Raw genomic sequence first — 24386 nt, forward strand, 5'->3', positions numbered from 1 at the left:
CCTGGGCGCGGCCCGGCCTCTTGCAGCGCCGCCGCGCTTGCAGGCCCGGCGAGACGCGCCGGCCGTCGCCACGCCCGCCGGGCTGCGCGAGCCCGTCGTCACGGGCGTCTGGCGCACCGGCGTCGTCGCAGCGACCGCATGGCTGGCGCTCGGCCTGCTGACGGTCTACTGGCCGAACCGCGAAGTCGGCTTCAGCGACTGGAACTTCACGCAGGAGTTCGGCATCGGCGCAATCGCCATCGCGGCGCTGCTGCTGGTGGTGGCGTTGCTCGGCGTTCGCTCCGGCCGCATCGGCCGCAAGCTGCGTCCGGCCGGCCAGTGGCTCATCGCAGCGCCGCTGCTGCTCGCGCTGTGGGAAGTGCTGACCGCCAAGCTCGGCGTGCTGCCGCCGCCCTTCTTCGCGCCGCCGCAGAGCCTGCTGGACGTCGTCTACGAGGACTGGAGCCGGCTCGGCCTCTCGACTGCGCATTCGCTGCGGCTGCTGGCGCACGGCTTCGTGCTCGGCGCGCTGGTGGGCTTCGCGACCGGGGTGTGGATCGGCTGGTCGCGCATCGCGGGCTACTGGGTGCATCCGCTCCTGCGCTTTCTCGGACCGGTGCCGGCCTCGGCCCTGCTGCCGCTGGCCTTCTTCTTCGCGCCGTCGAGCTACGCGGCGGCGGTGTTCCTGGTCGGACTCGCGACCTTCTTCCCGGTCGCGGTGCTGAGCTGGTCGGGCGTGGCCTCGGTCAACAAGAACTACTACGACGTCGCGCGCACGCTGGGGGCGCCGGAGTGGTTCCTGGTGCTGCGCGTTGCCGTGCCGGCCGCGCTGCCGCAGGTCTTCGTCGGCCTGTTCATGGGCCTCGGCGCATCGTTCTCGGTGCTGGTCACGGCCGAGATGATGGGCGTGAAAGCCGGCCTTGGCTGGTACCTGCAGTGGGCGCAAGGCTGGGCTGCCTACGCCAACATGTACGCGGCGCTGCTGGTGATGGCGGTGCTGTGCTCCGGGCTGATCACGCTGCTCTTCGCGGTGCGCGACCGTGCGCTGTCGTGGCAGAAGGGGACGGTCAAATGGTAGGCACGGCCGACACCTCGGCCGTCCAGGCACCGACGCCGGCCGCCAGTGCCGGCGCGCACATCGACATCCGCAACGTCAGCCACTGGTTCAAGCTGCCGACCGGCGTGCTGCAGGTGCTCGACGGCATCGACCTCGACGTGCGGCCGGGCGAGTTCGTCGCGCTGCTGGGGCCCAGCGGCTGCGGCAAGTCGACCCTGCTGCGGCTCGTGGCCGGGCTCGAACCCGCGACCGCCGGCACCATCACGCAGGACGGCGAGGCCATCACGCGGCCCGACCCGTCGCGCATCGTCGTGTTCCAGGACCCGACGCTCTACCCGTGGCGCAGCGTCTGGGACAACGTCGCGTTGGGCCTGCAGGCGCGCGGCCTGCTGAAGACGCAGCGCTCGCGCGTCGACGATGCGCTCAAGCTCGTGGGCCTCAGCGAGTTCGCGAAGAGCTTTCCGCACCAGTTGTCGGGCGGCATGGCGCAGCGCGTCGCGCTTGCCCGCGCGCTGGTCAACGACCCGCGCCTGCTGGTGCTCGACGAGCCGCTGGGCAAGCTCGATTCGCTCACGCGCATCGCGATGCAGAGCGAGTTGGTGAGCCTGTGGCAACGCGCCGGCTTCTCGGCGCTGCTGGTGACGCATGACGTCGAGGAGGCGCTGTTCCTCGCCAACCGCGTGATCGTGCTGAGCGATCGGCCTGCGCGCATCGCGGCGGAGTTGGTGGTCGATCTGCCCTATCCACGGCATCGGGGTCATCCAAGGCTGGCGGAGCTTCGACATGAAGCGCTTCGCCACCTCGGTCTCGACGCAACGTGGTGACAGCCGCCCGCCCTGAGGCATGAGCGCTCTGACGGATTCCGAATGGCTGAATCCTCTGATCGGGCTGCTGCAAGGCGCGCAACTGGGGCTGCTCCGGCTGCTGGCCTGGCTGGGGCTGGCCGCCTCCAGCCACGGACAGCCCGCCTGGCCCTGGGCGCTGCGCCTGTCGGGCGAGAACCTGCTGATCGATCTCGGGCAGGCACGGCGCCTGGCGTTGACGCTGCTCGTGCTGGCGCTCGCCGTCTTCCTGCTGGTGGTCGCGCTGATCTGGCGACGGCGCCGATGGCTGCTCGTCGCGGCAGTTCCCATGCTGCTGGTTCTCGCGCCGTGGCCGCAACCTGAGGTTGTGCTCGTGCCCGCGTATCCCACGAGCTTTCATCGCTCGCCCACCGGTTTCAGCGCCGAGTCCATCGTGCAGGGCCGCGCGCTCTATGCGCAGCATTGCGTGGGCTGCCACGGCATCGATGGCCGAGGGCAAGGTCCGCTCGCCGCGGCGCAGCCGGTGTGGCCGCCAAACCTTGCCGGGCCCCTGTTATGGCGGCGCGCCGATGGCGATCTGCTATGGCGCGTGCTCCACGGCACGAAGGATCGGCATGGAACGTCGACCATGCCCGGCTTCGAGAGACTCGCCGACAGCGAGGCGTGGGCGCTGATCGACTTCATGAAGGCCCAGGGTGCCGGACAGAGCCTGCGGGCGAGCGGCGTCTGGAGCCAGCCCATCGGCTTGCCAGACGTCATCGTTCGGTGCGAAGGCCGTGAGCCGCGTCCGCTGTCCTCCTGGCGCGGAGGACAGCGCCTGCGCATCGTCGCCGCCGATTCGACGACTGCCCTGCTCGAAGACCCGCGCATGGTCACCGCGCAGCTTCAACCCGCCTCGCACGCTGCGCTGCCACGCGCGCCGGACTGCGTGATCGACGCGCCCGCCGCGTGGGAGGCGTTCTCATTGATCGCCGGCACCGACCACCTCGCCGGCACGCAACTGCTCGCGGACCGCGATGGCTGGCTGCGCGCTCGCAGTGCGCCGGGCGATGCCGGCTGGTCGGAAGACGACCTGCTGTGTCGCACCGCCACCGCATCCGGCAACCCGCAGGACGACCCGCCGCCCGCCGACGGCCTCGGCGCGCTGATTGCTCGCATGGATGCCGAGCCGGTGCGCTTCCTCAAGGGCGGCTTCGTCCACTGACCATCGTCCGCATTTCCATCTTTCAAGGAGTCCCCCCATGACACAGGCATCCCGCCGCCAATTCATCACCCACACCCTCGCAGGCGCCGCAGCGCTCGCCTTGCCTGCGGCCATGCTGCATGCGCAATCGCGCCCGGTGCTCAAGGCCGGCGACCAGAAGGGCGGTCTGCGTGCGCTGCTCGAGGCGGCAGGCGGACTCGAAGGCCTGGCCTACGACATCCAATGGTCGGAGTTCCCGGCTGCCGCGCCGCTCGCAGAAGCGCTGAATGCAGGCGCCGTGGACTCGGGCCCGATCGGCGATGCGCCGCTGATCTTCGCGCTCGCCGCAGGCACGCGCGTCAAGGCCATCGGCGCGAACCGATCCGACTCCTATGGCACGGCGGTCCTGGTGCGGCCGGATTCGACGTTGAAGACCGCGGCCGATCTCAAGGGCAAGAGCATCGCGACGAACCGCGGCTCCATCGGCCACTACATCACGCTCAAGGCCATCACCACCGCGGGCCTCAAGCCGGAGGACGTCAACATCCGCTTCTTGGCGCCCGCCGATGCCAAGCTCGCGCTGACGCAAGGCTCGGTCGATGCCTGGGCAACCTGGGAGCCCTATACCGCGCTGGCCGAAACCAGCCATCACGCGCGGGTGCTCGTCAGTGGGCGCGGCTTGCTGCCGGGCCTGAGCTACCTGGCCGCGACCGACGCCGCTATCGCAGCCAAGCGGCCGGTGCTGCAGGACTTCCTGCAGCGGGTAGTGAAGGCGCAAGCCTGGTCGTACCGCAACGTGGACGCCTTCTCCGCCACGCTCGCACGCATCATCGGCATCCCGCCCGAAGCTGCGAAGCTGCAGTTCGAGCGGCGCCAGCAGAAGTGGGTGCCGATCGACGCGCAGGTCATCGCCGACCAGCAGCGCACGGCGGACTTCTATCACCAGGTGGGGCTCATCAAGCAGCCGCTGGACGTGCGCCCGACTTTCGATACCGGCTTTGCGACCAGCGCCTGACGCCGTCGCCACGGCCAAAGATGTTTTCCCTATTTGGAATCAACGAATCGGTCGTTCCCCAATCTGATGCCGCTGCGGACAATGGCCCGCTACGCCCCTGCGGGCGCCGTTTTTCGTTCGAGCATCATGAATTTCCAACAACTGCGCTCGGTGCGCGAGGCCGTGCGATGCGGCTTCAACCTCACCGAAGTCGCCCACACGCTCCACACCTCCCAGCCCGGGGTGAGCCGGCAGATCCGCGAGCTGGAGGAAGAACTGGGCATTGAACTCTTCGTGCGCGCGGGCAAGCGGCTCACCGGCCTCACGGAGCCCGGCGGGCACGTGCTGCCCATCATCGAGCGCATGCTGATGGAGAGCACCAACCTCAAGCACGCAGGACAGGAGTTCGTCGCGCGCCAGAGCGGCCTGCTCTCGGTCGCGGCCACGCATTCGCAGGCTCGCTATGCGCTGCCGGTGGCAGTGCAGGAGTTCCGATCGCAGTTTCCGAACGTGAAGCTGCATCTCCACCAGGGCTCGCCGAAGCAGATCGCCCAGATGCTGCTGAGCGGCGAGGTCGACGTCGGCATCGCGACCGAGGCGCTGGGCGACTACCCGCAACTCGTGGCCCTGCCCTGCTACCGCTGGACGCATTCGGTGATCGTGCCGCCGGGGCATGCGCTGCTGGGCGAGGCGCTCACGCTCGAAGCGCTCGAGCGTTATCCGCTGATCACCTACGACACCGGCTTCACCGGCCGCACGCGCATCGACAAGGCCTTCGAGGACCAGGGGCTGGCGCCGAACATCGTGCTGACCGCAATGGATGCGGACGTGATCAAGACTTACGTGCAGCTCGGCATGGGCGTCGGCATCGTCGCCGGCATCGCCTACGAGGCCGAGCGCGACACGCAGCTGCGCGCGCTGGATGCGGGCGAGCTTTTCGGCATCAATCTCACCAAGCTGGCGGTGCGCCGCGGCAACTACCTGCGCGGCTACGTGCACGCCTTCATCGAATCGTTCGCGCCGACGCTGCCGCGCGGCGTAGTGGAAAAGGCGCTGGCGGCCGACGCGCCGGCGCAGATCGAGGTCTGAGGCCGTTCAGCTTCGCTCGTCGATTGGCAAGGATGCGAAGCGCGTCCGCCGGGCCGCGCTTCGGGCGCGCTCGACGGCTTTGAGCAAGGTCAGGTTCAGCACGTCGCGCTGCGCGTGGCTCCCGCCGAGCCGGTGCGCTAGCTCCGGCAGGCTCGCCAGCAGCGTGATCGCGAGCGTGTCGTCGCCGCGTCCGAACGCGATCAGCGCCCGGCACGAAGGCAAGCCGACCTCCCGCGTCGATTCGCCGTGGCGGGTCGGCCGTGCCTGTGACCTGACCAGCGCCCGTTCGAGTCGCGTGGCCCGGTCCCAGTCGCGGGCGCCGACGAATGCCAGCATGGCGTGCAGGTCGTTGAAGCTGCAGAAGCCGTCGTCGATGCAGGCGTCCCAGGCCGTCGCGATTTCGGCCCAGCGCTGACCTGTGTCGCCCCCCGCAAGTTCGACGCGCCACAACAGCGCGGAGGCATCGATAAGGTCTGCGATCTCTCCCGAGGGGCCGGCGCGCACCCGGAGGTCGTACAGCCCCAAAGCGTCGTCGAAGCGGTGCTGCGAAATGTGGAACAGCGCGAGGTGCCACCAAGCATGCGTGGCGACGACGGTATCGACGCTCCAGAAGTCCCGGTGCGCGTTCATCCAGCGCAAGCCCGCATCGGCGCGTTCCGACATCTCGAAGACATGGGCCATCGCATGGTGCGCGCGGGCGTCCAGCGGGTTCAGGGCCAGCGCGGCGCACGCGACATCCTCGGCGTGCCCATACTCTCCGCTTTCCTCCAGGCTGAAGGCATGCATGGCCAGCACCGCGTGATAGCCCTGCACCTCGCGCGACCAGGACGGCAGCACCGACGCCACGCGGTCGTGCATGCGGGCGACATCGCCCGTGACATGGTCGAACATGTGTGCGACCTGCAGTGCGAGGACGTCGAGCGGGTGCTGCTCGAGTACTTCCCCGAGCCGGGTCTTGGCGCGTGCGTAGTCATCGGCGAGCGCCGCGGTGATGGCCGCCAGATGCAGGCGCTCGCGCGGGTTGGCCGGAAGACCCGCCGCACGCGCCAGAACCGAACGCGCGAGCCGAACCCTGCGCGGATCGCGGCTGCAGAGCAGCAGGTAGGCCTGGAGGGCGTGCGCCATCACGAAGTCCGGCGCCTCCTGAAGTGCGGTTGCCAACGCCGGCTCGACGCCATTGCGCCAGCTCTGGTACGCGGCGAGCGCGCGCTCGTACGCCGCCAGGGCCGAAGGCGTGGCGCCGGTGACGCTGCACCCGCGCGCGTCGAGGCTGCTCATGGGCCGGCCTACCGTAGCGGCGATGCGGCCGGTGCGATGTTCAGGTTCATCCGGAACAGGTTGTCCGGATCGAAGCGCCGCTTCACCGCCTGAAGGCGTTCGTGGTTCGCGCCATAGCTCGCGGCGACGCGCTCCGCCTCGTCCTCGGTCAGGAAGTTGACGTAGCCACTGCCGGTGGCGTGCGGCGCCGCGGCCTCGAAGACGCCCCGCGCCCAGGCGCGCACCTTCCCGTCGTCGCCCGCGTCCTGCCAGCGGCCGTGCACGTTCATGATGTAGTTGGCATCGCGGCCTGCAAAAGCCGTCGCATCCTGCTTGACTCTCGCCATGGCGCCGCCGAGTTGGGCCAGGAAGATCTCGCATTCCGGCCCCGGCACGCGTTCGGCCGCCGCGCGCACGAGGTCCAGCGCCTCGTCGCTGAGTTGGCTGAAGTTGTTCGACTTCCAGTAGTTGCGGGCGCCGGGCGCCAGCAGCGGGTCGACGACGGTCTGGAATCCGGCGTAGGGCGTGGGGCCCAGCGCGCTGCCGATCGGGTCGCCGAAGCGAAGCACCGGCGCGGCAGCACGTTCTCCCGCTTCGACACTGCCGCAGTGCAGCAGCGGGAAAACCACGACACCGGTCCCGTGGGCCGATTCGGGCAGGAAGGGCAGCGGCGGCGCCTTGCGCAGCACCGCCCAGACGCTCAGTTCGTCGGGAGCCTTGGTGGTGAAGTCGCGCCATGCGCGAAGGACCTTTTGGGCCTGCGCCATCGAATAGACAACCAGGCCGGCGTACACCTCCGGGCCGACGGGGTGCAACTGGAACTCGAACGACGTCACCACGCCGAAGTTGCCGCCACCGCCGCGCAGGGCCCAGAACAGGTCGGACTCCGAGGTGGCCGAGGCCGTGCGCACGGCGCCGTCCGCTGTCACGACAGTGGCGCTCAGCAGGTTGTCCACGGTCATGCCATGGCGGCGCGTCAGCCAGCCGAAGCCACCGCCCAGGGTGAGCCCTGCCACGCCGGTGGTCGAGTTGATGCCCAGCGGCGTGGCCAGGCCGTGGGCCTGCGCTTCCCGGTCGAAATCACCGAGCAGCGCGCCCGGACCGACACGCGCGATGCGCTTCGCCGGGTCGACGTTGATCGCGCGCATGCCCGACATGTCCAGCATCAGGCCACCCTCCGCGACCGCATTGCCGGCGATGTGGTGGCCGCCGCCGCGCACGCTCAGCAGCATCCGCTGCGCGGCCGCAAAGCGGACCGCGGCCTGGACATCGCCTTCCGTCAGGCACCGCGCGATGAGCGCGGGGCGACGGTCGACGCTGGCGTTCCAGACCTTGCGGGCTTCGTCATAGGCGGGGTCGGCAGCGTCGAGGACACCGCCGCTGATCTGCGCGGCGAATGCCGAGAGGTCCGGCTGCCGGACTTGCCGGACGTCCTTGTCCAGCGTAAGGTAGGTCACGGATTCCATAGGGGGCTCCTGTTATGAACGCATTGAAGAACGGTCCGCCGCGGATCGATCGCGAGGGGTGGATTCATTCTTCTTGCCTGCCCCCTGCCGTGCTTCACCCCAAGTCCTCGGCAGTTGACTGCGAGTCCGCCGTTGGCGGCGCGTGGCCCTCGGGATTGATTGATCGTCCGCACGACTTGACCGAAACCCCGCGGTGACACCCGGATGAGCCAGGACACGCTGTCGGATGTGCTGCAGGGCGTGCGTCTGCGCGGCGCCGTCTTCTTCAGCATCAGCGCGAGCAGCGACTGGGCGGCCGAGGCGCCTTCGGCGAAGGAACTTGCACCACTCTTGATGCGCGGGGTGGACCACGTCATCGAATACCACGCCGTCGCGCAAGGCAGTTGCTGGGCCGGCATTCCCGGTGGGCCGTCCGTGCAGCTCTTTGCCGGCGACGTGGTGATGTTCCCTCATGGGGACGCGCATGTCGTGTCGAGCGCGCCCGGGATGCGCGGCGACAGCGACCTCAACTGGTACGCCGACATGGAAGCCGAACGGCTGCCGCTGCGCCTGGCCTACAACGGCCAGAACGTCCTGCGCGCGGCACTGCCGGAATCGGAGGCGGACACGACCATCGTGTGCGGCTTCCTCGGTTGCGACCTGCAGCCCTTCAACCCGCTGATCGACGCACTGCCGCGCCTGCTGCACCTGCGGTCCACCGAGGACGACGCCTGGATCGCGAAGTTCACCCAGCAGGCGGTGGCCGAGTCGCATGCGCAACGAGCCGGCGGCGAGGCGATGCTGGCCCGGATGAGCGAGATGATGTTCGTCAACGCCGTGCGGCGCTATGCCGATCACCTTCCGGCGCAGAGCGCAGGCTGGCTTGCGGGACTGCGCGATCGCTTCGTCGGGCGCGCCTTGGCGCTGATGCACGCGCAGCCGGCACATGACTGGACCATCGACGAACTCGGGAGGCATGTCGGCCTGTCGCGCTCGGCGCTGCACGAGCGCTTCGTCCTCATGCTCGGCGTGCCGCCCATCCAGTACCTGACCCAGTGGCGCATGCAGCGGGCGGCGCGACGGTTGATCGAGAGCCGCGACACCGTCGCCGCGATCGCGCTGGACGTGGGCTACGACTCCGAGGCTGCGTTCGTGCGGGCCTTCAAGCGCCTGGTCGGCAAGCCGCCGGGCGCGTGGCGCCGCGAGCGCGATGCGGACGTCGCCACATGACAGTCGCGCAACCGATCAGCCCTCTGGCCCCAGGCGCTTGACCATGCGCACCGCGTCCTCGACGTCCTCGTAATAGCCCGGGCTCGTGCCGAATTCCGTGAAGCCGTGGCGGCCGTAGAAGGACTTGGCGGCCACATTTCCGGCCCTCGCCTCCAGGCGGATCGTGCGGATGCCGGCAACGCCCGCGGTGGCTTCGAGCCAGGCCAGCAGGGCCGATCCCAGCCCGCTGCGACGCTGCGACGCGCGCACCGCGAACAGCGAGATGTGCGCGTCCTCGTCCCCGTATTGCATGATCGCGAAGCCCAGAAGAACGCCGTCGCGGCGAGCGACCGCCACGTTGGTGGCCTCGTCCCGGATGCTGCGCAGCACGCGCCGCTGGGTCCATCGCCATGAGAGCCCCAGCTCGATCGCGTCCCGGGACAGCTCCGCGATGTCGGGGGCGTCCGCTGCCTGCGCAAGGGTGATTTCGTACTGTGTGATCACGGGACATCCTGGGTTGGCACGACGACTATAGCCCCGCCACCTAAAATGCTGCTCCTCCCGCTGGCCACGGCGCCAGCCGCAGTCCCTACCCGCAGTTTCCTTCTCTCCCCGAAAGCGCCCATCGCGATGTCCCAGCGCAAACTCTTCGTCACCACCGCCCTGCCCTACGCCAACGGCAAGTTCCACGTCGGCCACATCATGGAATACATCCAGGCCGACATCTGGGTGCGGTTCCAGCGCATGCAGGGCCACATGGTGCACTTCGTGGGTGCCGACGACGCGCACGGCGCCCCGATCATGATCGCGGCAGAAAAGGCCGGGAAGACGCCGCAGGCGTTCGTCGGCGAGATCGCCGCGGGCCGCAAGGAATACCTGGACGGCTTCCACATACGCTTCGACAACTGGCACTCGACCGACAGCAGCGAGAACACCGAACTCGCCCAGGGCATCTACAAGAGGCTCAAGGCCGGCGGCATGATCGCCACGCGCACCATCGAGCAGTTCTACGACCCTGTGAAGGGCATGTTCCTGCCCGACCGCTACATCAAGGGCGAATGCCCGGTGTGCCACGCGAAGGACCAGTACGGCGATGCCTGCGAGGTGTGCAGCAGCGTCTATTCGCCGACCGAGCTCATCAGCCCCTACTCGACGCTCACGGGCGCGACGCCGGAGCTGCGCAGCTCCGAGCACTTCTTCTTCAAGCTCTCCGACCCGAAGGTGGTCGACTTCCTGAAGGGCTGGACGCAGGACGGCAAGCTGCAGCCCGAGATGGCGAAGAAGGCCAGCGAGTGGTTCGAGGCCGGCATGGCCGACTGGGACATCTCGCGCGAGGCGCCCTACTTCGGCATCGAGATCCCCGACGCGCCGGGCAAGTACTTCTACGTGTGGCTCGACGCACCCGTGGGCTACCTCGCGAGCCTGAAGAACCACTTCGACAAGGGCCAGGCCGCGCAGCACTGGCACGAGCCTTCGCGCACCTCGCAGAGCTTCGACGAGTTCGTGGCCGACCCGCTGGTGGAGCAGGTGCATTTCATCGGCAAGGACATCGTCTACTTCCACACGCTGTTCTGGCCGGCGATGCTTCAGTTCAGCGAACGCAAGACGCCGAGCCAGGTGAACGTGCATGGATTTATCACTGTCTCGGGCGAGAAGATGAGCAAGAGCCGCGGCACCGGCATCGACCCGCTCAAGTACCTCTCGATCGGCATGAACCCCGAATGGCTTCGCTACTACATCGCGGCCAAGCTCAACGCCAAGGTCGAGGACGTCGATTTCACGGCCGAGGACTTCATGGCCCGCGTGAACGCTGACCTGATCGGCAAGTACATCAACATCGCGAGCCGGGCGGCGGGCTTCGTCGCCAAGCGCTTCGGCGGCAAGCTGGGCACGGTATCGGCCGACGGCGCGGCGCTGCTGTCCACGCTGCAGGCCGCCTCGGCGCCGATGCAGTCGCTCTACGACGGCCGCGACTACGCGCGGGCCCTGCGCGAAATCATGCTGCTGGCAGACAAGGTCAATGAATACGTCGACCAGCACAAGCCCTGGGAACTCGCCAAGAAGGAAGGCATGGACGCCCGCCTGCACGACGTGTGCACGGCCTGCATCGAAGCCTTCCGCCTGCTGACCATCTACCTGAAGCCGGTGCTGCCGGCTCTGGCGGCACAGGTCGAAGCCTTCCTGGGCAGCGCGCCGCTGCTGTTCGCCGATGCGGGCAAGCTGCTGGGCGCCGGCCACGCGATCAACGATTACAAGCACCTGATGCAGCGCGTGGACGTCAAGCAGTTGGACCAGTTGTTCGAGCCGCCCGAGCCGGCCGCAGCGCCTGCGGTGGCCGCGACGGAATTGCCAGGCGGCGAAGGCATCGCGCCGACCATCACCATCGACGACTTTTCGAAGATCGACCTGCGCATCGCAAAGATCGTGGCCTGCCAGAAGGTCGAGGGATCGACCAAGCTGCTGCACCTGACGCTCGATGCCGGCGAAGGCAGGACGCGCAATGTGTTTTCGGGCATCGCCTCGGTCTACGAGCCCGAGCAGCTCGTCGGCAAGCTCACGGTGCTGGTCGCCAACCTCGCGCCGCGCAAGATGAAGTTCGGTATTTCCGAAGGCATGGTGCTTGCGGCCAGCCATGCGGACGAGAAGGCCAACCCCGGCATCCACGTGCTGGAACCATGGCCGGGCGCCACTCCAGGCATGCGAGTCAGGTAATGCATACCCCCAGGCTTGCCCACTTCGTGTTTCCGCCCACCCCCTTGCAGGGGGCAACGCCTGCGGCCCGGCAAAACCGGTTCCGCGGCGTTTCCCGGATCGGCCTGCTGGCCGCCTTGGTCTGCGCCGCCGCATTGAGCGGATGTGCGGTGGCGGGTGCGGCGATCAGCGTGACCAGCACGGCCGTGAGCGTAGGCGCGGGCGCGGTCGGACTGGCAGCCGACGCGGCCATCGGCACGGCCCGCATCACCGGCAAGGCGGTAGGCGCGGCGGCCGATGCCGTGCTGCCCGGCGACTCGGACTGAGCACAGGGCGCGTCCACAATAGCGCCCATGACCTCTCCCCTGAAGCTGGCGAGCTTCCGTCCCCGGCTCATCGACGCCCTCGCGGGCTACAACCAGGAACGCTTCTTCAAGGACCTCGGCGCGGGTGCCACGGTGGGCATCGTGGCGCTGCCCCTGGCGATGGCCTTCGCAATCGCCTCGGGGCTCAAGCCCGAGGCAGGCATCTGGACGGCCATCATCGCGGGCTTCCTGATCGCGGCGCTCGGCGGTTCGGCGGTGCAGATCGGCGGCCCGGCCGGCGCCTTCATCGTGATCGTCTACGGCATCGTCGAGCGCTACGGCGTCGCGAACCTGCTGATCGCGACCGCCTGCGCCGGCGTGCTGCTCTTCCTGATGGGGCTGTTCCGCTTGGGCACGCTCGTGCGCTATGTGCCGGTGTCGATCGTCATCGGCTTCACCAACGGCATTGCGACACTGATCCTGATTTCGCAGATCAAGGACTGGCTCGGCCTCTCGATCGCGAAGATGCCGGCCGACATGTTCTCGCAGATCCACACGCTGGCGACGAACCTCGGCAGCTTCAATCCCTACGCCTTCGGGCTTGGCCTCGCCTGCCTCGTCGGCTTGTTCGCGTGGCCGCACCTGCTGCACGACAAGACGCGCTTCGGCCACGCCGTGCATTTCGTCTTGGGGCGCATGGCCGATACGCGCGCCGCGCGAGCCGGGTCGCGCGTGCCGGGGCCCATCGTCGCGCTGGGCACGCTGACGCTGGTGTCGTGGGGCTTCAGCCTGCCCGTCGAGACCATCGGGACGCGCTTCGGCGGCATCCCCAGCGGCGTGCCGGCGTTCGCGCTGCCCGATTTCACGTGGGAGACTGTCAAGCAACTGGTGACGCCAACCCTCACCATCGCGCTGCTCGGCGCGATCGAATCGCTGTTGTGCGCGCGCGTCGCCGATCAGGTCAGCGGGCTGCCACGGCACGATCCGAATCAGGAGCTGATGGCACAAGGCATCGCCAATGCGGTCACTCCCTTCTTCGGCGGCATGCCGGCGACCGGCACGATCGCGAGGACCATCACCAACCTGCGGGCAGGCGCGACTTCACCCATCGCGGGCATCGTGCACTCGCTCACCTTGATGGTGGTCGTGCTGGTCGCCGCTCCGCTCGCGCAGCACGTGCCGCTCGCGGTGCTGGCGGGCATCCTCGTGTTCGTGGCCTGGAACATGGGCGAGTGGCGCGAGTTCTCGCCGTACATGCTGCGGCGCTTCAGCCAGCATTACCGGCTGCTGATGCTGGGCACCTTCTTCCTCACCGTCGTGTTCGACCTCACCGTGGCGGTGCAGGTGGGCATCGTGCTGGCGTGCGCCCTCTTTGTCCGGCGGATGAGCACGCTGTTCAGCGTCGAGATGGTGTCACTGGAACCGCCGGTGCTGACCTTCAGGCTCTTCGGCGCCTTGTTCTTCGGCGCCGCCGCCAAGCTGGACGCGACGGTACAGGCGGTCGAACGCGCGCCGCGCGGCATGACAGTGGTGCTCGACGCGATGCACCTGATCTCGCTGGACGCGACCGGGCTCGATGCGCTGCGCCAGGTGCACAAGGCCGTGCTGTCGCGCGACGGGGTGCTGCGCATCGAGTCGCTGCAGCCGCAGCCGCTCGAGTTGATCGTGCGTTCAGGCTTCGCGGCAGAACTCACATCGGGTGGCGTGCCCGACGCGGCCTCGCACGGCGTCTGAAGGCTCAGTCCACCTTGATGTTGGCCGTCCGGACGATTTCCGCGTAGCGCTTCAGGTCCGACTGGATCTGCTGGCCGAACTCGGCCGGCGTGTTGCCCGAGGCGGTGATGCCGAGCGAGGCCAGCCGATCCTTGATGTCCGGTGACTGGACGACCGCATGGAGCTCGCGCTGCAGCTTGTCGACGATGGGCTGCGGCGTCTTCGCCGGCGCAAGGATGCCGATCCACGAGCTGGACTCGAAGCCCGGCACGCCCGCCTCGGAGACGGTGGGCACCTTGGGCAGCGACGGCAGGCGCTGGCTGCTCGACACCGCAATCGCGTTGATCTGCCCTTTCTGGATGAATGGATAGGCGCCGGCCACGGCCGTGTAGAGCATCGGCAGCGTGCCGCCCACCACGTCGGCCATGGCCTGGCCGCCGCCCTTGTAGGGCACATGGACGAAATTGGCGCCGGTGCGCATCTTCAGCAGTTCGCCCGCGAGATGTGGCGTGCTGCCGGTGCCGGCGCTGCCGTAGGACACGCCGCCGGGGTGGGACTTGGAGTAGGCCACCAGTTCGTCGAAGGTCTTCACTGGCACCGACGGGTGCGTCACGATGATGAGCGCCGCATCGCCGATCTTGCTCACGGGCGCGAAGTCCTTCACCGGGTCGAAGGGCACCTTGCCGTACACGTGCGGATTGATGACCAGCGTGCCATCGAAGCCGACCACCAGCGTGTAGCCGTCGGGCGCCGCGGTGGCAGCCATCTGCGTGCCGATGTTGCCCGAGGCGCCGGGCCGGTTGTCGACCACGACCTGTTGGCCCAGGCGCTGGCCGAGCCGCTCGGCCACCACGCGCGCGCCGGTGTCGGTGACGCCGCCGGGCGCGAAGGGAACAATGAGACGGATCGGCTTGCTCGGGTAGTCGTCCGCGGATGCAGGCGCGGCGCCGCCGATGGCGGTCAGCGCCAGCAGCGCGGGCGCGAAGACTCGGCGCAGCGTCGCCCGAGGAAAATTCAATGGCATGTGGATGTCTCCGTTTTTCTGGTTGTCGAAATCTGTGCTTACTCGGGCTTGATGCCGCCGCGCTGCGCGACCAGCGCCCATTTCTCCGTCTCGCCCGCGAGGAACTTCCGGAACTCGGCCGGCGGCGTCAGCACCAGTTGCGCGCCCTGGGCCTGCATCTGCTTGACGACCGCGGGATCGGCCGTGACCCTCTTCAAGTCCTGGTTGATCTGCGCGACGACCGCGGGCGACATGCCGGCCGGCCCGAAGAGGCCGTACCAGCTCAGCGATTCGACGCCTTTCAGGCCGACCTCCTTGAAGGTCATCGCATCCGGAAAGATGGCCATGCGCTGGTCCGCGGCCACACCCACGACGCGCAGGGCGCCCGACTGCACGTGCGGCAGCGCGGTGAGCACGCTGGTCACGCCCAGCGGCAGATGGCCGCCGATGATGTCGACCATGATCGGCGCGCCGCCCTTGTACGGAATGCCTGTCATCTTCAGGTCGCCGGCCTGGCGGATGAGCTCGCCTGTCAGCCGCGTCTGGCCTTCGGAGTAGCCGACGGCCAGCTCCTCGGTGCGCGCGGCCTTGACCACGTCGTTCAGCGTCTTGTACGGCCCCTTCGCGGCCACCACCAGCACCATCGGCGAGCTCGCGATGTTGGTTACCGGCGTGAAGGCGTTGATGGTGTCGTAGGGCATGCTCTTCATGAGCACCGGATTGATGGCGTGGGAGCCGACCACCAGCAGCAGCGTGTGGCCGTCGGGCGGGGACTTGGCGACGTGGCTGGAGCCGATGACACCATTGGCGCCGGTGCGGTTGTCGACCACGACCGACTGGCCCCAGAGCTCGGACAGCTTTTGCGCCATCAGGCGTCCGACGATGTCGGTGCCGCCGCCGGCCGCGTAGGGCACCACCAGCGTGACGGGCTTGCTCGGAAATTTCGCGTCGGCCGCTTGCGACCACGCGGAGGTGGCTGCGATCGATGCGAGGGCCGCGAGTGCGGTGCGACGGGTGAAGGTCGTGAAGGGGCTTGTCATGGGTTGTCTCTTTCGTTGGCGGGATCTGACTTCGTGCGGCTCGTTCAGGCTGACTGAGGGGCGGCTTGCGCCCCTCGCTCCTTCTCGCGCTGGCGTCGCAGCCAGGTGATGGCGCGTCCGCCCAGCGCGCGCTGCAACTGCGCCTCGGCGAAGTCCACCGCGTCGAGCAGGCCGTCGATGGAGATGCCCGTCGAGAAACCACTGCGCTCGGCCATGAGCACCAGGTCCTCGGTGGCGACGTTGCCGGCCGCGCCTGGAGCGAACGGGCAGCCGCCGATGCCGCCGACACTGGCATCGAAACGGCGCACGCCCGCCTCCAATGCAGCCCAGGCGTTGGCGACGCCCATGCCGCGCGTGTCGTGGAAATGCACGGCGAGCTGGGCCACGGGCACCACCTCTCGCAGGGCGCGCAGGCGCTCCTTCACCTGCCCGGGCGAAGCCGAACCGATGGTGTCGGCGATCACGATTTCTCCGGCGCCCTCCTTGTGCATGCGGGCAGCCAGGCGGGCCACTTCCGCGAGCGGCGTCTCGCCCTCGAAGGGGCAGTCGAAAGCCACCGCCACATAGGCGCGCGTGCGCATGCCGAGGCGCTGCGCTTCGGCCAGGGTCTGCGCGCTCACCTCGGTGGCTTCCTGCAGACCCATGTTGATGTTCCTGCGATTCATGGTCTCGGTGGCCGAGAGCACGACCGCGATCTCCTGCGCGCCGGCCGCTTGCGCACGCTCCAGCCCCTTGAGGTTGGGCACCAGCACCGAGCTGCGCAGCCCCGGGAGGGCCGCATTCAACCGGGTGACCAGTTCGCCGGCATCGGACATCTGCGGCACGGCCTTGGGCGACACGAAGCTCGTGGCCTCCACGCTCTGCACGCCCGCGGCCGCCAGCAGGCGGATCAGCTCCAGCTTGGACCCAGTCGAAACCGGCACCTGCTGGTTCTGCAAACCGTCGCGCGGGGCGACGTCGGTGATGTGGATTCGTTCCATGGCGCAGTCCTAGCCGATCGCGCCGTCGCGCCACAGTTGTTCGAGCTGGTCCGGCGAATAGCCGGCCAGTTCGGCCAGCACGCTGCGCGTGTGCTCGCCCAGCGCGGGCGGGCAGGTGAAGTTCTTGCTGGACGCGGCAGAGAGCTTGATCGGGTTGCCCGGCATGCGCAGCATCTCGCCGGACTTGAGCGGCACCTCGACCACCATGTCGCGCGCGCGCACCTGCACATCGTTGAGGGCCTGCTCGAAGTTGTTGACCGGCCCGCACGGAATGCGCGCTGCGCGCAGGCGCTCCAGCCAGTAGGCGGTTGGCTGCTTCCGCAGTTCGGCGCCGACGATGGCATCGATCTCGGCCTTCGCCGCGTAGCGCACCGGCTGCTGGAGGTACTCGGGCTTGCGCAGCGCCGGCAGGTCGATGAATTCAACGAAGCGCTCGAAGAAGGCGTCCCCGATGCACGCGATGATGATGTGGCCGTCGGCGGTCGGGTAGCTGTTGTAGGGCACGTGCACGAAGTGCCCGTTGCCGATGCCGGCAGGCACGTGGCCAGACATCAGGTGCATGGTCGCCATGTAGTTGAGCAGCGAGATCTGCGCGTCGAGCATCGAGATGTCCACGTGCTGGCCGCGGCCAGTGCGTTCGCGCTCCGCGAGCGCCGCGAGCACGCCCATCGCGCCGAACATGCCGCCGCCCAGGTCGCCGATCGGAATGCCGCTGCGGGTAGGGCCGGTCTCGGGCGTGCCGGTGATCGACATGCCGCCGCCCATCGCCTGCACCACCTGGTCGAAGGCCGGGCGATGCGTTTGGGGGCCGCTCTGGCCGAAGCCGGTGACCGAGCAGGTGACGATGCGCGGGTTCACCTGTGACAGCGACTCGTAGTCGATGCCCAGCCGCGCGGTCACGCCGACGCTGAAGTTGTCGAACACCACGTCGGCCTGCCGCACGAGGTCGAGGAAGACGGCCTTGCCGGCTTCGCTCTTGAGGTCGACGCAGACGCTCTCCTTGTTGCGGTTGAGCGTCAGGTAATAGGCGCCCATGCCGTCGCGGGCGTAGTCGGGGTCGTGTTCGAGCAAGCGGCGTGTGCCCTCGCCCGTGCCGGGCGGTTCGACCTTGATGGTGCGTGCGCCGAGGTCGGCCAGAAGCATGGTGCCGTAGGGACCCGAGAGCATGTGGGTCAGGTCCAGCACGGTGATGTGTTCGAGTGCCAAGGCGATGTCTCCGTAGAAGGTGTTCGTTCCCCCTATCGCACGCGGCGTGCCAGCGCAGTGAAAGCTGCAACCCGTTGATTCAAAAGAGTTTTTTTAATGGACTGATTCGGCGTTTGGTTCCATGAGACATTTGTGAAACACTTTCGTGTTTCAACAAGACGTAGTTCTCATGGTCGCCATTTCATTCCAGCGAACGCGACTGCCCCGCCTTTGCTTTCTCAGCTACCGGCAGATTCGCGAATTCGCCATGCCAGTGGTTGCGGAATACGTTGGCCGTGCCGACATCGAAGTGGTGGACGGCACCTTCGGCGGCGCGCTGGAGATCGCCCGCGATCGCATGGCGCGCGGCACGGTCGACGCCTTTGTCAGCGCTGGCTCGAACGCAAGCATTCTGCGTGCGGGCCTCGAAGCGCCGGTGGCCACCATCCAGCTTGGCGGCTTCGACCTGCTGCAGGCGCTGATCAAGGCCCGGCGCATCTCCAGCCGCGTAGGTGTCGTGATGTACGGCCAGACCATCCCCGAGCTGGATGCGGTGAAGGACCTGCTCAACATCGAGATCACCCAGTACGCCTACCAGACGCCGGACGACGCGCGCCAGCAGTTCGAGATGCTGCGCCGGGACGGCTTCGAGGTCATCGTGGGATCGAGCCTGGTGGTGGAACTGGCCGAGGAAGCGGGACTGCACGGGCTGCTGGCCTATTCGCTGGCAAGCATCCGCAAGGGTTTCGAGGACGCGATCGAACTGGCGCGCGTGGCACGGCTCGAGGCAGGCCGCTATGAGCAACTCAACGGCGTGCTGCACAACCTCCAGGAAGCGGTGCTGGCCGTGAACCGCGACAACTGCATCATCGCCGTCAACCCGCCGATGCAGCAGTTGCTGGGCACGCCACACCGGCCGCTGCTGGGACAGCGCCTCGACCTCGTGGAGCCCGAACTGTCGCTCCAGCCCACGCTGGACACGGGCGCGGAGGAGCGTGCGGCGGTTCAGCGCTACGCGCGACGCGACTGGATCGTCAACCGAACGCCGATCCGTGAGCATGGCGAAATCGTGGGTGCGGCCATCACGCTCTACGACGCTCGCAAGATCCAGGAGGCCGACACCAGCCTGCGCATGCAGCAGCGTCGCCACCAGAACGCCGCGAAGCACGGCTTCGGCAGCCTGATCGGCCAGAGCCCGGCGTTCGTGCGTGCGATCAGCACGGCGCGCCGATTCGCAAGGACCGACCTGGGCGTGCTGATCGCCGGCGAGAGCGGCGTCGGCAAGGAACTCTTCGCGCAGGCGATCCACAACGACAGCGCACGTGCCGATCGGCCTTTCGTCGCGGTCAATTGCGCATCCTTTCCCGAGACGCTGCTGGAGAGCGAATTGTTCGGCTACGAGGAGGGCGCTTTCACCGGCTCGCGCCGCGGCGGCAAGCGCGGGCTTTTCGAGACCGCCCACACAGGCACGCTGTTCCTGGACGAGATCGGCGACATGCCGCTGTCGCTGCAGACGCGCCTGCTGCGCGTGCTGCAGGAACGCGAGATCACGCGGCTCGGCGCCACGGCGCCCATTCCGGTGGACGTGCGCGTGATCGCAGCCACGCACCAGCCGCTCGAAGAGATGATCGCGGCGCGGCGCTTCCGGCAGGACCTCTACTACCGCATCAACACGCTGCGCCTGTCGCTGCCGCCGCTGCGCGAACGCGGCGATGACATCGCCGTGCTTGCGCGGGCCCACGTGGGGCGGTGCCTCCATCGGCTGGGCTCGCGCATCGACGCCGGGGCCGCGCTGGCACCGCTGCTGCCGCGCTTCCTTGCCTGCGAGTGGCAAGGGAATGTGCGGGAGCTGGAAAACATCAGCGAAAGAGTCGCCGTGTTCCTGCTGCAGTTCGATCGGGTCGAGGACATCCGCTACGACGAACTGCGGCACGACTGTCCGGAGCTGTTCGAGCGGCATCCATTGGGGACCCCGCCCTTGCGCGAGCGCGTACTGGAAGCCGTGCGCCTCGCCGATGGCAATCGGCAGCGTGCCGCGAAGCAGTTGGGTGTCAGCCGATCCACCTTGTGGCGCTGGCTGCGCGAGTTCGACGCCGAGACCGACAGTCCCTAGTTCGCCTCGGTGCTGCGATCGGGCGACGAGGCCGCGCTCACCACGCGCTGGTCGTCACTGAGCGTGGCGGTGAACACCATCGGCGAGTTCGGCGGTTGGACCCAGCGCCATTCCCAATCGGTCTGGTTCTTGAGCGGATAGGGCGTGCGCTTCGCGGGCTTGCCCAGCAGCTTGCGCAGGTCTTCCATGGGCATGCCGGGCCGCACCTTGTCGAAGTTCTCGGGCGTGAGCACCTGGCGCAACGCGCTCATCTTGCCGTCGGCGCCGATGGTGATCATGTAGTTCTTCTGGCCCTGGGGCTGGCGGTTGTATTCGAAGACCCGGCCCTGCGGCGAATCCCAGATGTTCTCGGGTTGGCCGAAACGCGCGCGCACGTCGGCCTCCGTGGACACCCCCTCCTCCAGTTCGCTGATGCGTTTCACATCGCAGGCCGCAAGCCAGAAGACCGTGCTCAAAAGCGCGGCCACCAGGCGCAAACGGGTTCTCGATCGCGCCATGTGCGCCTCCACTTGTCAATGCGTGGGGCGCAGTCTAAGGCCGCCTCCCGGTGCCCACGGTCCAGGCGCCCGGCCTCAGTTCTGTGCGAAGCAGAACAGCAGGCCGCCGCCGCCCGTCTTCTTCAGCGCATCCAGGCTGCAGCCCTGGGTGGCATGCGAGGAGTTCCACGACTTGGCGGGTGCGCTCTCGTCCAGGCCGGTACGGTCATGGTGGCCGACAATGGCCGAGCCGTCGCCGCTCTTGGTCCAGTTGCCGCAAGTGGTGTCCTTTGCGTCGGCAGAAGCGCGGCCGTCGGGCGTCGAACCGGTCAGGATGTCGTGCTGGTTGACCGGGTCGCCGCGGCCGCTGACCCCATCGCCCTTCTCGGTCAATGCCGTCTGCTTGGTGATGTTGTTGGTGCCGTGCAGCTGATCCACGTTACTTGCGATCAGCTGGCCCTTGACGTTGTACCAGGGACCCGTGCCGATGCGGTCACGGGCGTTCACCGCCGGCGCTCCCCCTGCTGCGGGAGTGCTGAGATAAGCGCGCCAGGTGCGTCCTCCAGCGCCCACTGCCGAGGCCAGGCTCTGGCAGAAGCGGTCGGCGCCAGCCAGCCCGCCGAGGTCGGCACCTTTGCCAGGGTTCGCACTGGTGACGAAGAAGCCCATCTTGCTCTGCGGCGCGGCTGGCCCCGTGGTGCTGCAAGCGACCAGCAGCACGGCGGCCGCGGCGGTTGCAACGAGGTACATCGAGTGTCGGCGCTTCATCGGCAGTCTCCTTCGAATGGTTGGTGCCGCCACGCTAGCGCATGCCGATAGCCGCTTCAAGGCGGATTCCACCCGGTAAAATCGCTGACAAAGGTCCCTCACTGCCATGTCCATCTTCGCCCGCCCCCACTACACGTCCGAAATCACGAACTTCATCGAACAGATGAAGGAGAAAAAGCCGACGCTGGAGGCAGAACAGCGCGCCGGGCGCGCACTCCTGTGGGACAAGCACCTCGATCGCAGCCTGCTCAGCGAGTACAGCGAAGCCAAGGTGCCGCAGCAGCCCTACGTCTACCAGACCCGCGTCAAGTAAGTGATCATTCGGGCCGTACCGGGCTCCGGCAGCCGTCGGCAGGGTGATGGCGCCCCGACGGACGACAGCCGCGCCACCCAGGACGATGTCATCGCCGACGACGGCGTTGCCATCGCAGCCGGCATGCCCGATGTGATCGACCAGGTTGCGCTCGCGCGGCTCTACGGCGAGCCGCTCTTCGCGCTGCCGAACGACCTGTACATCCCGCCCGAGGCGCTCCAGGTGTTCCTGGAGGCCTTCGAAGGCCCGCTGGACTTGCTGCTCTACCTGATTCGCAAGCAGAACTTCAACATCCTCGACATTCCCATGGCGGGGCTGACGCGCCAGTACCTCAGCTACGTCGACGAGATCCGCCAGACCAACCTCGAGCTCGCGGCCGAATACCTGCTGATGGCCGCGATGCTGATCGAGATCAAGTCGCGCATGCTGCTGCCGCCCAAGAAGACGGCGGAGGGCGAGGAAGCCGAGGACCCGCGCGCCGAACTGGTCCGCCGCCTGCTCGAATACGAGCAGACCAAGCTGCAGGCCGCCTCGCTGAGCGCCATGCCGCAGGCGGGGCGAGACTTCTGGAAGGCGCAGGTCTACATCGAGCAATCGCTCAAGCCCCGCTTCCCGGACGTGAACGTGGTCGACCTGCGCGAAGCCTGGGCGGACATCATGAAGCGAGCCAAGCTCGTGCAGCACCACAAGATCTCGCGCGAGGAACTCAGCGTGCGAGAGCACATGAGCATCGTCCTGCGCCACCTGCAGGGGCGCCAGTTCGTGGAGTTCGAGAAGCTCTTCGACGTGACGCGGGGCACGCCGGTGCTGATCGTCACCTTCATCGCGATGCTCGAACTCGCGAAAGAGACCTTGATCGACATCACCCAGGCCGAGGCCTTCGCGCCGATCTACGTGCGGCTGGCCTACTCGCCGGCCTGAAACCCGCCCGAGAGCCGCTCAGGCGGATTCGACCCCGGGCTCGCGGCCCATCAGTTCGGAAACCGCTTCCACCGGGCGCACCCGCCCATCCAGCAGGGCCACCACGCTCGACGCAATCGGCATCTCGACGCCCAGGTGCCGGGCGCGCTGCACGACCGTGCGTGCGCAATAGACGCCTTCCGCCACGTGGCCGAGCGAATTCACTGCCTGCTCCAGCGTGAGGCCCTGCGCTAGCAGCAATCCGACCTTGCGATTGCGGGAGAGATCTCCCGTCGCAGTGAGGACGAGATCACCCAGGCCCGAAAGGCCCATGAAAGTGTCCGGCCGCGCACCCAGCGCCGCGCCGAGGCGCGTCATTTCAGCAAGACCGCGGGTAATCAGTGCCGCACGTGCGTTGAGGCCGAGCGACAGCCCGTCCGCAAGGCCGGTCGCGATGGCGAGCACATTCTTGACCGCGCCGCCGATCTCCACGCCGACGATGTCCTCGTTGGCGTAGACGCGCAGCGCGGGGCCGTGAAACGCACTGACCAGCGCGTCGCGCACTGATGCATGCGGGCTCGCCGCCACCAACGCCGTCGGCCGGCCCTGTGCAACTTCCAACGCGAAGCTGGGGCCGCTCAACACGCCGGCCAGCAGCCGGGGCGCCACGCGCGCCTGGATTTCGTGGGCCAGCAGGCCCTCCTCCCCCGAATTGGCGATGGCCGGCTCGACGCCCTTGGACAGCCAGGCGACCGGACAGGCCACGTCGCGCAGCTTGCCGAGTTGCTCCCGCAGGGCGGCCATTGGCGTCGCGACGATCACCAGATCGGCGTGCGCAACCGCGGCAAGCGGATCGCCTGCCAGGAGGTTCAGTGAGGGAGGAAGCGACACGCCGGGCAGATAGCGCGCGTTTTCACGCGCGGCCGACATGGCCTGGACCTGGGCCGCGTCACGCCCCCACAAGGTGACCGCGTGCCGGGCTGCCGCGTTGACCGCCAGCGCCGTGCCCCAGGCGCCGGCGCCGAGCACGCAGATTCTCATCGGTGCGTGCGCTGGCGGATTACTGCGTGATGATCGGCGAGGTCTGCGCCGAGGCTTGCGCCTGCTGCTGCTCGAACATCGCCTGGAAGTTGATTTCGGCCAGATGCACTGGCGGGAAGCCGCCGCGCTGGATCACGTCGGCCACGTTGCCGCGCAGATAGGGGTAGACGATCTGCGGGCAGGCAATGCCGAGGATCGGGCCCATCTGGTCTTCGGGCAGGTTGCGGATCTCGAAGATGCCGGCTTGCTTGGCCTCGACCAGGAAAACGGTCTTGTCCTGGATCTTGGTCTGCACGGTGGCCGACACGGTGATCTCGAAGATGCCGTCGGTCACGGGCTGGGCATCGACGCCGAGCTGGATGTCGACCGTCGGCTGTTCCTGCTCCAGCAGGATGGCCGGGGAGTTGGGCTGCTCGAGCGACAGGTCTTTCAGATAGACGCGCTGGATCTGGAAAACGGGATCTTGTGCTTGCTGGTCGGCCATGCTGAACTTTCGAGTATCAAAACAATGCCCGCTCGGGATATCCCAGAGCGGGCTTCTGGAGGTAGCCGGCGATTATCGCCCGCCGGGAGTCAGGCGCCCTGCAAGAGCGGCATCAGGGCGCCGCGCCCATCGAGCGCGATCAGGTCGTCGCAGCCGCCCACGTGGGTGTCGCCGATGAAGATCTGCGGCACCGTACGGCGCTGGGTGATGTCCATCATCGTGGCACGCGCCCGCGGGTCGCTGTCGATGCGGATCTCTTCGATCTGCTCCACGCCCTTGGATTTGAGGATTTGCTTCGCGCGAATGCAGTATGGGCAAACGGCGGTGGTGTACATCTTGACGGCTTGCATCGGGGGTA

Annotated in this window: 24 protein-coding genes; 12 read left to right on the forward strand and 12 right to left on the reverse strand. The window is 67.9% G+C overall.

Annotation, left to right across the window (positions count from 1 at the left end; translation table 11 throughout):
- Position 1: 1 nt before the first annotated feature.
- The 5 genes from QTH97_RS15860 (at position 2) to QTH97_RS15880 (ending at position 5105) form a co-directional block, all read left to right on the forward strand.
- Positions 2-1057 carry an ABC transporter permease gene (locus tag QTH97_RS15860; protein ID WP_444813446.1) on the forward strand — a complete coding sequence of 352 codons (1056 nt, stop codon included), beginning with the start codon at positions 2-4 and terminating at the stop codon, positions 1055-1057.
- Positions 1051-1860, forward strand: coding sequence for an ABC transporter ATP-binding protein (locus QTH97_RS15865; RefSeq protein WP_286569240.1), 810 nt, complete (start codon positions 1051-1053; stop codon positions 1858-1860). The genes QTH97_RS15860 and QTH97_RS15865 overlap by 7 nt, the downstream gene beginning before the upstream one ends.
- A gap of 19 nt (positions 1861-1879) precedes the next feature.
- Positions 1880-3043 carry a c-type cytochrome gene (locus QTH97_RS15870; protein ID WP_286569241.1) on the forward strand — a complete coding sequence of 388 codons (1164 nt, stop codon included), beginning with the start codon at positions 1880-1882 and terminating at the stop codon, positions 3041-3043.
- A 37-nt stretch (positions 3044-3080) separates the two neighbouring features.
- Positions 3081-4037, forward strand: coding sequence for an ABC transporter substrate-binding protein (locus QTH97_RS15875; RefSeq protein ID WP_286569242.1), 957 nt, complete (start codon positions 3081-3083; stop codon positions 4035-4037).
- 126 nt (positions 4038-4163) lie between these two features.
- Positions 4164-5105, forward strand: a complete 942-nt coding sequence (locus tag QTH97_RS15880) for a CysB family HTH-type transcriptional regulator (protein ID WP_286569243.1) — start codon at positions 4164-4166, stop codon at positions 5103-5105.
- Positions 5106-5111: 6 nt separating this feature from the next.
- On the opposite strand, the gene QTH97_RS15885 is transcribed toward QTH97_RS15880, so the two are convergent.
- Complete coding sequence (locus QTH97_RS15885) at positions 5112-6383, reverse strand: tetratricopeptide repeat protein (RefSeq protein ID WP_286569245.1); 1272 nt, start codon at positions 6381-6383, stop codon at positions 5112-5114.
- A gap of 8 nt (positions 6384-6391) precedes the next feature.
- Positions 6392-7828 carry an FAD-binding oxidoreductase gene (locus tag QTH97_RS15890; RefSeq protein WP_286569246.1) on the reverse strand — a complete coding sequence of 479 codons (1437 nt, stop codon included), beginning with the start codon at positions 7826-7828 and terminating at the stop codon, positions 6392-6394.
- A 204-nt stretch (positions 7829-8032) separates the two neighbouring features.
- Here QTH97_RS15890 and QTH97_RS15895 point away from each other — a divergent pair, with 204 nt between their 5' ends.
- A complete protein-coding gene (locus QTH97_RS15895) occupies positions 8033-9037 on the forward strand; it encodes an AraC family transcriptional regulator (protein WP_286569247.1) in 1005 nt (334 codons plus the stop codon).
- 15 nt (positions 9038-9052) lie between these two features.
- On the opposite strand, the gene QTH97_RS15900 is transcribed toward QTH97_RS15895, so the two are convergent.
- Positions 9053-9520: a GNAT family N-acetyltransferase gene (locus QTH97_RS15900; protein WP_286569248.1), complete on the reverse strand. Its 468-nt coding sequence runs from the start codon at positions 9518-9520 to the stop codon at positions 9053-9055.
- A gap of 126 nt (positions 9521-9646) precedes the next feature.
- Here QTH97_RS15900 and metG point away from each other — a divergent pair, with 126 nt between their 5' ends.
- The 3 genes from metG to QTH97_RS15915 are packed head-to-tail and all read left to right on the forward strand — an operon-like array spanning position 9647 to position 13746.
- Entirely contained in the window at positions 9647-11728 is a 2082-nt protein-coding gene (metG, locus tag QTH97_RS15905; RefSeq protein ID WP_286569249.1) for a methionine--tRNA ligase, read from the forward strand.
- Positions 11728-12033 (forward strand): hypothetical protein, encoded by a 306-nt coding sequence (locus QTH97_RS15910; protein WP_286569250.1) that lies wholly within the window; start codon positions 11728-11730, stop codon positions 12031-12033. Before metG ends, QTH97_RS15910 begins: the two co-directional genes overlap by 1 nt.
- A gap of 27 nt (positions 12034-12060) precedes the next feature.
- The gene (locus QTH97_RS15915; protein WP_286569251.1) at positions 12061-13746 is read left to right on the forward strand and encodes a SulP family inorganic anion transporter; all 1686 of its coding nucleotides are present in this window, start codon (positions 12061-12063) and stop codon (positions 13744-13746) included.
- Between the two features lie 4 nt (positions 13747-13750).
- On the opposite strand, the gene QTH97_RS15920 is transcribed toward QTH97_RS15915, so the two are convergent.
- The 4 genes from QTH97_RS15920 to QTH97_RS15935 are packed head-to-tail and all read right to left on the reverse strand — an operon-like array spanning position 13751 to position 17954.
- Complete coding sequence (locus QTH97_RS15920) at positions 13751-14830, reverse strand: Bug family tripartite tricarboxylate transporter substrate binding protein (protein WP_444813442.1); 1080 nt, start codon at positions 14828-14830, stop codon at positions 13751-13753.
- Positions 14788-15768 (reverse strand): tripartite tricarboxylate transporter substrate binding protein, encoded by a 981-nt coding sequence (locus QTH97_RS15925; protein ID WP_286569253.1) that lies wholly within the window; start codon positions 15766-15768, stop codon positions 14788-14790. Before QTH97_RS15925 ends, QTH97_RS15920 begins: the two co-directional genes overlap by 43 nt.
- A 44-nt stretch (positions 15769-15812) precedes the next feature.
- Positions 15813-16748, reverse strand: a complete 936-nt coding sequence (locus tag QTH97_RS15930; RefSeq protein ID WP_286569254.1) for a hydroxymethylglutaryl-CoA lyase — start codon at positions 16746-16748, stop codon at positions 15813-15815.
- Positions 16749-16757: 9 nt separating this feature from the next.
- A complete protein-coding gene (locus tag QTH97_RS15935; RefSeq protein ID WP_286569256.1) occupies positions 16758-17954 on the reverse strand; it encodes a CaiB/BaiF CoA transferase family protein in 1197 nt (398 codons plus the stop codon).
- A 169-nt stretch (positions 17955-18123) separates the two neighbouring features.
- Here QTH97_RS15935 and prpR point away from each other — a divergent pair, with 169 nt between their 5' ends.
- Complete coding sequence (prpR, locus tag QTH97_RS15940) at positions 18124-20046, forward strand: propionate catabolism operon regulatory protein PrpR (protein WP_286569257.1); 1923 nt, start codon at positions 18124-18126, stop codon at positions 20044-20046.
- Here the strand turns inward: prpR and QTH97_RS15945 are convergent.
- On the reverse strand, positions 20043-20543 hold the full coding sequence (locus QTH97_RS15945) for an outer membrane protein assembly factor BamE (RefSeq protein ID WP_286569258.1): 501 nt from the start codon (positions 20541-20543) through the stop codon (positions 20043-20045). The two genes, prpR and QTH97_RS15945, sit on opposite strands and share 4 nt — an antisense overlap.
- 75 nt (positions 20544-20618) lie before the next feature.
- On the reverse strand, positions 20619-21290 hold the full coding sequence (locus tag QTH97_RS15950; RefSeq protein WP_286569260.1) for a hypothetical protein: 672 nt from the start codon (positions 21288-21290) through the stop codon (positions 20619-20621).
- A gap of 106 nt (positions 21291-21396) precedes the next feature.
- Here QTH97_RS15950 and QTH97_RS15955 point away from each other — a divergent pair, with 106 nt between their 5' ends.
- Positions 21397-21603 (forward strand): DUF3460 family protein, encoded by a 207-nt coding sequence (locus QTH97_RS15955; protein ID WP_286569261.1) that lies wholly within the window; start codon positions 21397-21399, stop codon positions 21601-21603.
- Between the two features lie 123 nt (positions 21604-21726).
- Entirely contained in the window at positions 21727-22524 is a 798-nt protein-coding gene (locus QTH97_RS15960) for a segregation and condensation protein A (RefSeq protein WP_286569477.1), read from the forward strand.
- 18 nt (positions 22525-22542) lie between these two features.
- Here QTH97_RS15960 and QTH97_RS15965 read toward each other — a convergent pair whose 3' ends face one another.
- The 3 genes from QTH97_RS15965 to grxC all read right to left on the reverse strand — a co-directional run bounded on the left by QTH97_RS15965 (position 22543) and on the right by grxC (position 24378).
- Positions 22543-23544 carry an NAD(P)H-dependent glycerol-3-phosphate dehydrogenase gene (locus QTH97_RS15965; RefSeq protein WP_286569262.1) on the reverse strand — a complete coding sequence of 334 codons (1002 nt, stop codon included), beginning with the start codon at positions 23542-23544 and terminating at the stop codon, positions 22543-22545.
- 19 nt (positions 23545-23563) lie between these two features.
- On the reverse strand, positions 23564-24028 hold the full coding sequence (gene secB / locus QTH97_RS15970) for a protein-export chaperone SecB (RefSeq protein ID WP_286569264.1): 465 nt from the start codon (positions 24026-24028) through the stop codon (positions 23564-23566).
- 89 nt (positions 24029-24117) lie between these two features.
- Positions 24118-24378 carry a glutaredoxin 3 gene (gene grxC, locus QTH97_RS15975; RefSeq protein ID WP_286569265.1) on the reverse strand — a complete coding sequence of 87 codons (261 nt, stop codon included), beginning with the start codon at positions 24376-24378 and terminating at the stop codon, positions 24118-24120.
- Positions 24379-24386: the final 8 nt, after the last annotated feature.

This window comes from Variovorax gracilis, assembly GCF_030317115.1.
GTDB lineage: Bacteria > Pseudomonadota > Gammaproteobacteria > Burkholderiales > Burkholderiaceae_C > Variovorax > Variovorax gracilis.